Source organism: Bacteriovorax sp. Seq25_V (assembly GCF_000447795.1).
Classification (GTDB): Bacteria; Bdellovibrionota; Bacteriovoracia; order Bacteriovoracales; family Bacteriovoracaceae; genus Halobacteriovorax_A.
The window spans coordinates 184765-195437 of sequence record NZ_AUNI01000017.1 but is presented as its reverse complement, the minus strand read 5'-3'; the positions used below and the strand labels follow the sequence as shown (position 1 = coordinate 195437).

The following is a 10673-nucleotide window of genomic DNA, read 5'->3' as shown; positions in this document are numbered from 1 at the left end:
TTGTTCTTTAACATTTACATAACAGGATCAGATAGAAGACGAGAACTCATAAGTAAAAAACAACAAGAATTACAAGTAATACTTTAGTTAGGTTAGATAAAGCTACTAAGGGTATACAGTGGATGTCTTGGCAGTAAGAGGCGAAGAAAGACGTGTGTTAGACTGCGATATGATTCGGCGAGCCGTCAAGCAGGCTTTGACCCGGATATTTCTGAATGGGGGAACCCTGCTAATGGAAACATTAGTAACCACATAGTGAGTAAAGTAGCTATGTAGGAGCGAACCGAGGGAATTGAAACATCTTAGTACCTCGAGGAATATAAATCAATTGAGATTTTGCTAGTAGCGGCGAGCGAACGCGAAAGAGCCCAAACCAGTTAGTTTACTACCTGGGGTTGTAGGACTGCAATGTGTATGCGTGATATTAGGGGAACATACTGGGAAGTATGACCAAAGAGAGTGAAAGTCTCGTACCTAAAAGTTGATCGTGGCTAGCAGTATCCTGAGTAGGGCGGGGCACGTGAAACCCTGTCTGAATCTGGGAGGACCACCTTCCAAGGCTAAATACTACTTACTGACCGATAGTGAACAAGTACCGTGAGGGAAAGATGAAAAGAACCCCGATGAGGGGAGTGAAATAGAATCTGAAACTGTATACTTACAATCGGATGAAGTGCTATTGTAAGGCATGACATCGTACCTTTTGCATTATGAGCCATCGAGTTACGATATGTAGCAAGGTTAAGCCGTTGCAGGTGTAGCCGTAGGGAAACCGAGTCTTAATAGGGCGAATTAGTTGCATGTCGTAGACCCGAAACGGGATGAGCTATCCATGAGCAGGTTGAAGCGAGGGTAACACCTTGTGGAGGACCGAACCCATATAGGTTGAAAACTGTTGGGATGACTTGTGGATAGGGGTGAAAGGCCAATCAAATTCCGTGATAGCTGGTTCTCTCCGAAATGCATTTAGGTGCAGCGTCTGGCGAATACTAACGGGGGTACAGCACTGAATTGGCTAGGGGGATTACCATCTTACCAAACCATATCAAACTCAGAATACCGTTAAGTAATACCAGGCAGTGAGACTGCGGATGCTAAGGTCCGTGGTCGAGAGGGAAAGAGCCCTTACCGTCAGCTAAGGTCCCAAAATCGTGTCTAAGTGGGAAAGGTTGTGGAACTACTGTGACATCCAGGAGGTTGGCTTAGAAGCAGCCACCCTTTAAAGAAAGCGTAATAGCTCACTGGACTAGTGGTTCTGCGCCGAAAATGTAACGGGGCTAAAGATACGTACCGAAGCTACGGACTCGAAAGAGTGGTAGGAGAGCATTGTGTTTACCGATGAAGGCGTACCGTAAGGAGCGTTGGAGGTCCCACAAGAGCTGATGATGGCATGAGTAGCGACAAGGAGTGTGAGAATCACTCCCGCCGAAAATCTAAGGGTTCCTGGGCCAGGTGACTCCGCCCAGGGTTAGTCGGATCCTAAGGTGAGGCCGAAAGGCGTAATCGATGGACAACAGGTTAATATTCCTGTACTTAGTAATAATCGTTTGACATGAAGGAGTGACGGAGAAAGGTAGCGAATCCACCTATTGGATGGTGGTTTAAGCGTGTAGAGGGGAAAGATAGGCAAATCCGTTTTTCCATTAACCTTGAGGCGTGATGACGAGGGCTTGCCCGAAGTTCGTAACCCTATGCTTCCCAGAAAAGCTTCGCATGGAGATTGTTATTAATCCGTACCGTAAACCGACACAGGTAGATGAGGAGAGAATCCTCAGGCGCTTGGGATAACTCTTGTTAAGGAACTCTGCAAATTGGTGCCGTAACTTCGGGATAAGGCACGCCTCTATTGGTGACATCACTTGCTGGTGTAGCTTATGGGGGTCGCAGTGAAAAGGGGGTAGCGACTGTTTATCAAAAACATAGGACTCTGCAAACACGCAAGTGGAAGTATAGGGTCTGACGCCTGCCCGGTGCTGGAAGGTTAAGAGGAGAGGTTATCCTTCGGGAGAAGCTTTGAATTGAAGCCCCAGTAAACGGCGGCCGTAACTATAACGGTCCTAAGGTAGCGAAATTCCTAGTCGGGTAAGTTCCGACCTGCACGAATGGCGTAACGACTTCCCCACTGTCTCAACAGGAGACCCAGCGAAATTGGAGTGCCCGTGAAGATACGGGCTACCCGCGGAAGGACGAAAAGACCCCGTGAACCTTTACTGTAGCTTGACATTGGTTTTTGATTAGTAATGCGTAGGATAGGTGGGAGCTTTTGATGCGTGCGTTCCGGCGTACGTGGAGGCATCCTTGAAATACCACCCTTTGCTAATTGAAATCCTAACCTGCGATCATAATCTGGTCGGGGGACAATGTCTGGTGGGCAGTTTGACTGGGGCGGTCGCCTCCTAAAGAGTAACGGAGGCGCACAAAGGTTCCCTCAGCCCGCATGGAAACCGGGCGTAGAGTGTAAACGCATAAGGGAGCTTGACTGCAACACAAACGAGTGGCGCAGGGTCGAAAGACGGTGTTAGTGATCCGGTGGTTCCGAGTGGAAGGGCCATCGCTCAACGGATAAAAGGTACTCCGGGGATAACAGGCTGATCTCCCCCAAGAGTTCACATCGACGGGGAGGTTTGGCACCTCGATGTCGGCTCATCGCATCCTGGGGCTGGAGCAGGTCCCAAGGGTTTGACTGTTCGTCAATTAAAGCGGTACGCGAGCTGGGTTCAGAACGTCGTGAGACAGTTCGGTCTCTATCCTCCGTGGGCGTAGGAAATTTGAGTGAATCTGACCTTAGTACGAGAGGACCGGGTTGGACGAACCTATGGTGTATCGGTTGTGGCGCCAGCTGCATCGCCGAGTAGCTAAGTTCGGAAGGGATAACCGCTGAAAGCATCTAAGTGGGAAGCCCATCACAAGATAAGATTTCCATAAGACAGCTTGTAGACTACGAGCTTGATAGGTCGCATGTGTAAGCGCAGTAATGTGTTGAGCTGAGCGATACTAATTTGTCTTTTTGCTTTATTTAACTTTAACTTATGAGTTCGTTTCTATCTGGTTCTGTTTTGTAAGTGTTAAAACTTATATTGTGAGTGATAAAAAGCTTGCAAAGATCTTTAAAATTTATTATAAACATCAAGATTTAAAGTTTTGGTGTCTCGATAGCAGCGGGGAAACACCTGATCCCATCCCGAACTCAGCAGTTAAGCCCGCTATCGCCGAAGGTAGTGCCAGGGGGACTTGGTGTGAGACTAGGAAGAGGCACCATCTATATTTTAAAAAAGCCAGATCAAAGATCTGCTTTTTTTTTGCCTTTTTTCGAAAATAATATATCTCAAATATCTCCAAAGCCATTTACACCTACTTACTCATCAAGATACAATTACAATATGAAACGTAATATATTAAAATCACAGCTATTTTTACTATTTGTAATGACAATTTTCTCTTTTGTAACTTTCTATTATGGTAATGATTTACCTGATAATAGCTTTGCAATTACGTCTGCCGGTTCTGGCAATATCATCACATACTACTTTTTTTCACTCGTAACTTACGTTTCTTATTACACTGGTCCATGGTCAATTGTGCCCTTCATGATTTTCGCTTTTTGTTTCACTTTCATTTATGACAAGCGAACTTTTATGGTGGATACTTTAAACTTTTTCGCTCTCATATTCTTTTTCTCTACAGCAGTTTACTTCGCATATCCGTCAGCTCTAGGTAGAGGAATTTATTTTTTCCTACATGATTTTTTCGAGCCTCTATGGTTAGGTCTATATTGTTTCACTTCATTGATATTATTTCTTGTTGGGACGTTTAGATCTTCTTTCAAAGACACACTTCAGCATGCATTCGTAGCAGTTAAGTCTATCCCTTCAAAATATAGGGCCGTAAATGAAAAGGTTAAGTCTCTTCCATTTCTTCAAAAATCTGAGGGAGTACATACCCCAAGTGTTGAAAATAAAGTTTCATCATTGCTTAAGTCTAAGACGAGTGAAAAACCACTCTTTTTAAGTCAGCCAGATGATAAGAAGTCATCTGTAGAAAAAATTGACGATAAAGAGTCTAGATTTAAAAAGTTTGTTCCTTCGATTTTCAATAAGTCGGACTCAACTGACGAATCTTCTGATGAAGTTGTGGCAGCAAAAGAAGAAAAGAGTTTTACACAAGTTTTTGGCCCTAAATCAGATAACGTAAACGAAAACTTGGAGAATGCTAGTAACGAACTTGATGCTGACACTGGTGTAGCCCCAAGAAGAGAACCTCAGGTTAGAATGGTTTCAGATATTAAAACACTTAATAAATTTGCGGATACCTCTTCTGACAATAAGTATTTTAATATTGTTGAAACTCTTAGCGAAACTAGAGAAGCTAAGCAGAATCGTGAGCCAGATAGCGAATACTTTGAACAAATCATAGGTCTTCTAGAAGCTAAGCTCAATGAATTTAAGATTGAAGGTAATATTGTTAATGTTCTAAAAGGGCCTGTTGTAGATACGTTCGAGTTCAAGCCTGGCGCAGGTGTAAAAGTATCGAAGATATCCAATGCGACAGAGGATCTTTCACTTGCTTTGTATGGTGTACCTATTAGAGTTGTTCCATCAATGATGGGAAGAGATACTGTTGGTATTGAAGTACCAAGAAATCCGCGTGAGATTATTTACCTTGATGAGGTACTTAATTCAGACGACTTTCAAAAATCCAAATATGGACTACCTATCGCGATGGGTAAAGATGCATTTGGTGAGCCGTTTGTTATCGATCTTGCAAGTTGTCCGCACATGCTTGTTGCCGGTGCGACTGGTGCTGGTAAGTCAGTTTTTATTAACTCTCTTCTTGTTTCGTTATTGATTAAGAAGTCTCCGAAAAAAATGAAGTTAATTTTAATTGATCCTAAACAATTAGAACTTGCTCTTTATTCAAAACTTCCACACCTTGTGATGCCTGTAATTACTGATGCGAAGACGGCTTCAATTTCTCTATTGTGGGCCGTTCAGGAGATGGAAAGAAGATATTCTATTCTTCGTGAATTTGGGGTTAGAAATATTTCAGGATTTAATGATAAGCTCGAGAAGGCAACGCCATCAATGCTTGCAAATATTCATCAGTTTTATGAAGACTCTGGAGCTGAGGATTACGAGTTGCCTTATCTTGTAATTATTGTGGATGAGTTCGCTGACCTTATTTTAACTAAGGCTGGAAAAGAAATTGAAAATAATATTGCTCGTCTTGCAGCAAAAGCGAGAGCGGCCGGTATACATATTATCTTAGCGACACAGAGGCCGTCTGTTGATGTTATTACTGGGGTTATCAAGTCTAACTTCCCAACAAGGGTTTCGTTTAGAGTAACTTCGCAAACAGACTCGAGAACAATTCTTGATAAAATGGGAGCGGAGAGACTTCTTGGTAAGGGAGATATGCTTTACAAGCATGGTATTTCTACGCAGCGTGTTCACTCATCATATGTTAATGAAGACGAGATTGAAGCACTGACTAATAAACTAGAAGATATTCCATGTGAGTTTAATACAAATGCAATGGATTTTCTTGAGAGTGGTGGTGAAGTTGAGACAGATGATTACACATATGGATCGCATATTCCTTCTTCATCAGACTCTGCAGATGATGATATGTATGGTGAGGCACTAAAAATTGTTGTGGAGTCGAGATCAGCTTCGGCGTCAATGCTTCAAAGAAGATTGAGGATTGGTTATAACAGAGCAGCAAATCTTGTTGAGGAAATGGAGAGAAGAGGCGTTGTTGGACCGGCTCAAGGTTCAAAACCGCGAAAAGTATTACACTCTGGTGATGATGCACAATTTTAGGTTGAATCTTACCCTCTTGCCATATCTAAAGCCCTGTCTATAATGGGCTTTTCTTTGTTTTAAAGCTTGATTCTTTAGTGACAAAGTGTTACAAATTTTCACAATCGCAATATCGCGAAAATAACATTCACCTCAACGGTTGGTCCGTTGGCTTGGGGTGATTAGACTAACCAACTAGGAGTATTTATGTCTAAAGAATTAAACATCAAAGACCTATTAGCAGCAGGTTCACACTTTGGTCACCAAACACACAAGTGGAATCCAAAAATGAAAAAGTATGTTTTTGGAGAAAGAAACGGTATCTATATCGTTGACCTTGCAAAAACTATCCCTCTTGCAAAAAAAGCTCACGACTTCATTAAAAAAGTTGCTTCTGAAGGTAAGCCAGTTCTTTTCGTAGCTACAAAAAGACAAGCTTCTGAAACAGTAAGAAATGCAGCTGAGTCTTGTGGTGCTTTCCACGTAACTCACAGATGGCTAGGTGGGATGCTTACAAACTATAAAACAATCAACCTTTCAATTGATAAACTAAGAAAAGTTGAAAAAATGAAAGAAACAGGTGATTTCGAACTTTTAACTAAAAAAGAAAGAATCAAAGTTTCTAAAGATGTTGAAAAACTAGAGAAAAACCTTGGTGGTATCAAAGATATGAGAAAGCTTCCAGGAGCAATCTTTATCGTAGATCCAAGCAATGAAAGAATTGCAATCCAAGAAGCAAATACACTAGGTATTCCAGTTGTAGCTATCACTGATACAAACTGTGATCCAACAGGTATTGATTATGTTGTTCCAGGTAACGACGATGCAATCAAGTCAATTTCTCTATTTGCTGATTACTTTGCATCTGCTGTTAATGAAGCTGGTGGAGCTGCTAAAGTTAGATCTGGAGCATCTGCAAAAGATAAAGCTTTAGAAGATGAAATTCTTTCTAAGTACGAGCACGATATTGATCTTGCTGGTGAAGAAGAAGACGTTTAATTAAAACTTTTTATTACTAAAAACTATAGAGAGGTAATCATGGCGATTACGGCTGGTGCTGTTAAAGAATTAAGAGAAAAAACTGGTGCAGGGATGATGGATTGCAAAAAAGCCCTGACTGAAACTAATGGTGACTTAGAAGCGGCGATCGATTTTCTAAGAACTAAAGGTCTTGCGACTGCTGCAAAGAAACAAGGTAGAGTAGCTGCGGAAGGTGTTGTTGTAACACTTAACGAAGGTAACACTGCTGTTGTAGTAGAAGTAAACTGTGAAACAGACTTTGTTTCTAAAGGTGATGACTTCCAAGGTTTCGCAAAGAAAGTTGCTAACTATGCACTTACTAATAAGCCAGCTGATATTGCTGCTCTTCAAACTGCAATGAATGGTGAAGCTACTGAGCTTACACTTAAGTGTGGTGAGAAAGTTGATATCAGAAGAATGGTAATTGACCAAACTGAAGGTGTTTTTGGTACATATAACCACGGTGGAAAAATCGGTGTTGTTGTTAATTTAAATACAACAAACACTGGAGCAGAAGTTGAAGAATTAGCGAAAGATATCGCTATGCACGTAGCTGCTGCAGATCCAAAGTTCCTATCTGGTTCAGATATTGATGAAGACTTCAAAAAGAGAGAAGCTGAAGTTTATACAGCTCAACTTAAAGAAGAAGGTAAGCCGGAAGCAATGATTGGTAAAATCGTTGAAGGTAAACTTGCTAAGCTTGCAAAAGAAGTTTGTCTTCTTGAGCAAACATTCGTTAAGAACCCAGATCTTTCAATTTCTAAGCTAATAGCTGAAGTTGCTAAGAATACAGGTGCTACGATTTCTGTTAAATCTTTCAATAAACTTAACCTAGGTGAAGGTGTTGAGAAGAAAGAAGACAATCTAGCAGACGAAGTTGCAAAGCTAACTGCTAAGCAATAAAAAATTATTATATAAATTAAGGGGCTTTTTAAAGCCCCTTTTTTTTGCCTGAAATAAAGACTTGAGAGGGATCAATGAAATATAAGAGAATTTTATTAAAATTGTCAGGGGAAGCTTTAGCGGGAGAGAAGGGGCACGGTGTTTGTCCTGAAGTTCTTTCTCAGATTTCAGGTGAAATTGCAGATCTAAGCGCAATGGGTGTAGAGGTTGCTATCGTAATTGGTGGTGGAAATATTCACCGAGGAGTTGCGGGAACAACAAAGGGAATGGATAGAACGACATCTGATCACATGGGGATGATGGCAACGATTATCAATTCACTCGCTCTTCAGGATAGTCTTGAGAGACGCGGGCTATACACGAGAGTTCTGTCAGCTATTACAATGCCAGAAGTTTGTGAGTCATATATTAGAAGACGTGCAGTGAGACATCTTGAGAAAAAGAGAATCGTGATTTTTGCTGCAGGTACAGGGAATCCATATTTTACAACTGATACGGCGGCAGCTCTTAGGGCTAATGAAATTGACGCAGATGTTATTTTCAAGGCTACTAAAGTTGACGGAATCTATGATAAAGATCCAATGAAGCATGAAGATGCTGTCAAATTCGAAGAATTAGAGTATATTGATGTTCTAAATAGAGGAATTGGAGTAATGGACTCTGCTGCAATTTCTTTATGTATGGATAATGCTATGGAGATTATCGTTTTCAATATGTTTGAAAAGGGTAATATAGCGAGAGCAGTATCTGGTGATAAAATTGGAACTAGAGTTTTTAAATAAGTACGAGGTAATAAAATGATTGAAGGAATAAAACAAGAATTAGATCGTGGAATGTCTAAATCTATTGAATCTTTAAAAAATCAATTATCAAAAGTTAGAACAGGTAGAGCATCTGCTAATGTTCTTGATGGTGTTATGGTTGATTACTACGGTTCTCCAACTCCAGTTAAGCAAGTTGGACAAATTTCAACTCCAGAAGCTAGACTTCTGCAGATTCAACCATTTGATAAAACATTAATTCCAGAAATTGAAAAATCAATTATTAATGCAAATCTTGGTTTAAATCCATCAAACGATGGTAACTTAATTCGTATTCAATTTCCTGCGCTAACTGAGGAAAGAAGAAAGGAACAAGTTAAAGAAATTAAAAAGCTTGGAGAAGATGCGAAGATCGCAATTAGAAATATCAGAAGAGATGGAAATGATCAGGTTAAAAAATCTGAAAAGAATAAAGAGATCTCTGAAGATGATTCTAAAAAATTTCAAGCAGAAATTCAAACAATTACAGATAGCTTTATCAAAGACGTTGATAAGGTTATTGAAACTAAAGAAAAAGAAGTTCTTACAGTTTAATCAGATATGATTGATTTTAAAGTCGACAAAATTAAGAATGTTGCCATCGTAATGGATGGCAACGGTCGATGGGCAAAGCAACGTGCCCATGAAAGAGTCTGGGGTCACATCAGAGGGAGCTCGATCGTCTCAAATATTGTCGAAGCCGCTGATGATGTTGGATTAAGGTCCTTAACATTATACGCATTTTCTACAGAAAACTGGAGTCGTCCAGAGTTCGAAGTCAAAACGTTATTTAAACTTTTAAAAAAATTTCTTCTTAAAGAAAGAGAAAGAATTATTACAAATAGAATCCAATTCAAAGTAATTGGAGATATTTCAAAACTTCCTCCAGCGACAATTAAGCTAGTTAAAGATCTTGAAGAACTTACTGAGAGTTTTGAGGGGCTTAAGTTATCATTTGCTTTTGGCTACGGCGGGAGAGATGAAATTGTAAGGGCTGTGAATAAATTAATTTCAGAAGGTAAGGAAGTTAGTGAGGAATCAATTTCTAAGTCTTTATATCATCCGGAAGTAGGAGATATTGATCTTCTAATTAGAACTGGCGGTGATCAAAGAGTATCGAATTTTCTTCTATGGCAAATTGCTTACGCCGAGTTGTTTTTTACTCAGACAAAGTGGCCAGAATTTAGTGAAGAAGAGTTTATCAATATATTAAAAACAGTTGAGTGCCGTGAGAGAAGATTTGGAGCTATTGAAGAAGCTGAAAGTCTTGAATCGACGAAATGCTTGGCAAAGTCTAACCATAGTCTCTACTAAAAGTGAGAAATTAATGACTAATACACAACAGCGAATAGTTTCAGCGCTTGTTTTAGCTGCGATTGTTTGCTCGATAATATATTCAGGTTTGTTCCAAACTATTATTTTCCTAGCTGTAGTAGGGATGATTTGCGTGGATGAACTCTTTTGCAATTTTATTAAAAAGAAAAGATTTTCGGTTAGCTACCTTGTTACTCAGTTAATCTTTGTTGCTCCTTTTGTATATCTCAATATTGTCGATAAAAGTTTTGACCTTAATTATATGCTCGTTAATGCTGGGTTATTGTTAAATTCATTTATGCTCTTTTACCTATTTGGGACAAAAATGGAGTCAGGTTTTGTTAAAGATATTCTTTCTAAATTCCCGTTTGTCGTAGCGCTATTTTGCTTATTTCCAATGGCATCCCTTGCTTCCTTACTTTTCTACGGAAAGTGGATCCAAGTTATTGTCGTACTGATGCTTATTAATTTTGGTATGGATACTGGGGCATGGTTTTTTGGAAAGAACTTTGGCAAGCACAAGTTATGGCCATCGGTTAGTCCAAATAAAACAATTGAAGGTCTTGTTGGCGGAGCCTTATTTTCTGGTATCGTTGGAACGGTTGCTTGGAACTTACTCGTCAGCTTTAATGGAGTTAAATATCTAGCTCTATTTGTTGTATTTGGATTACTTTCTCAGATTGGTGATCTTGTACAATCAAAATTCAAAAGACAGTTTGGAATCAAAGATAGTTCATCACTTATACCTGGACATGGTGGAGTGTATGATCGTATTGATAGTTTAATTTTTGTCGCACCTTTTTATGCGACATTTATGAATTACATTAATTTTTAAGGA

7 protein-coding genes and 2 rRNA genes are annotated in these 10673 nt (G+C 39.9%); all 9 read left to right on the top strand.

Annotated elements, in window-relative coordinates:
• Positions 1–95: 95 nt before the first annotated feature.
• The 9 genes from M900_RS11415 to M900_RS17240 all read left to right on the top strand — a co-directional run bounded on the left by M900_RS11415 (position 96) and on the right by M900_RS17240 (position 10670).
• Positions 96–3019 (top strand): 23S ribosomal RNA (locus M900_RS11415).
• 123 nt (positions 3020–3142) lie between these two features.
• A 5S ribosomal RNA gene (gene rrf / locus M900_RS11410) occupies positions 3143–3259 on the top strand.
• 121 nt (positions 3260–3380) lie between these two features.
• Complete coding sequence (locus tag M900_RS17575; protein ID WP_021274873.1) at positions 3381–5819, top strand: DNA translocase FtsK; 2439 nt, start codon at positions 3381–3383, stop codon at positions 5817–5819.
• Positions 5820–6005: 186 nt separating this feature from the next.
• Complete coding sequence (rpsB, locus tag M900_RS11400) at positions 6006–6797, top strand: 30S ribosomal protein S2 (protein ID WP_021275003.1); 792 nt, start codon at positions 6006–6008, stop codon at positions 6795–6797.
• Positions 6798–6836: 39 nt separating this feature from the next.
• Positions 6837–7721, top strand: coding sequence for a translation elongation factor Ts (gene tsf, locus M900_RS11395; protein ID WP_021274909.1), 885 nt, complete (start codon positions 6837–6839; stop codon positions 7719–7721).
• A gap of 74 nt (positions 7722–7795) precedes the next feature.
• Positions 7796–8503, top strand: a complete 708-nt coding sequence (gene pyrH, locus M900_RS11390) for a UMP kinase (RefSeq protein ID WP_021274896.1) — start codon at positions 7796–7798, stop codon at positions 8501–8503.
• An 18-nt stretch (positions 8504–8521) separates the two neighbouring features.
• Entirely contained in the window at positions 8522–9076 is a 555-nt protein-coding gene (gene frr / locus M900_RS11385) for a ribosome recycling factor (protein WP_369751678.1), read from the top strand.
• Between the two features lie 6 nt (positions 9077–9082).
• Positions 9083–9835: a polyprenyl diphosphate synthase gene (gene uppS / locus M900_RS11380; protein ID WP_021274946.1), complete on the top strand. Its 753-nt coding sequence runs from the start codon at positions 9083–9085 to the stop codon at positions 9833–9835.
• A 13-nt stretch (positions 9836–9848) separates the two neighbouring features.
• A complete protein-coding gene (locus M900_RS17240; protein WP_084703582.1) occupies positions 9849–10670 on the top strand; it encodes a phosphatidate cytidylyltransferase in 822 nt (273 codons plus the stop codon).
• The last annotated feature ends 3 nt before the right edge of the window (positions 10671–10673 follow it).

What these genes read in the sequence shown, in the direction of transcription:
- M900_RS17240 (WP_084703582.1), top strand. Translation starts at nt 9,849, where the DNA reads ATGACTAATACACAACAGCGAATAGTTTCAGCGCTTGTTTTAGCTGCG.
- tsf (WP_021274909.1), top strand. Translation starts at nt 6,837, where the DNA reads ATGGCGATTACGGCTGGTGCTGTTAAAGAATTAAGAGAAAAAACTGGT.
- M900_RS17575 (WP_021274873.1), top strand. Translation starts at nt 3,381, where the DNA reads ATGAAACGTAATATATTAAAATCACAGCTATTTTTACTATTTGTAATG.
- uppS (WP_021274946.1), top strand. Translation starts at nt 9,083, where the DNA reads ATGATTGATTTTAAAGTCGACAAAATTAAGAATGTTGCCATCGTAATG.
- pyrH (WP_021274896.1), top strand. Translation starts at nt 7,796, where the DNA reads ATGAAATATAAGAGAATTTTATTAAAATTGTCAGGGGAAGCTTTAGCG.
- rpsB (WP_021275003.1), top strand. Translation starts at nt 6,006, where the DNA reads ATGTCTAAAGAATTAAACATCAAAGACCTATTAGCAGCAGGTTCACAC.